We start from the raw sequence: 269 nt of genomic DNA, 5'->3' as shown, positions 1-269 counted from the left end.
AGGCGCGTCTTCGTCGAGAAAACCGGGAAAGGCCGTTTCCGGCCAAAGCAGCAAATCGACGTTGCCGGGACGAGTTGAGAGGTCGAGGTAGCGCTGAAGGGTCGCGTCCCGGTTTCCGGGCGCCCATTTTTCACGCTGGGGCACGTTGCCTTGTACGATGCGCAGGTCGACCCCAGGCGAGGGCGTCTCTGTTCCAAGGCGGAGCGTACCGGCACCCCATAACCCAATGATGGCCACTGCGCACAACACCACAACGGCCGCCTGTTGGC

Annotated in this window: 1 pseudogene; it reads right to left on the bottom strand. The window is 63.2% G+C overall.

Annotated elements, in window-relative coordinates:
• Positions 1-269, bottom strand: a pseudogene (locus tag E0702_RS17540) (hypothetical protein); the annotation flags it as partial.

Source organism: Halomonas marinisediminis, assembly GCF_004347715.1.
GTDB lineage: Bacteria > Pseudomonadota > Gammaproteobacteria > Pseudomonadales > Halomonadaceae > Halomonas > Halomonas icarae.
Note: the sequence above shows the minus strand (reverse complement) of the source record. Positions and strands in the feature narration are given on the sequence as shown.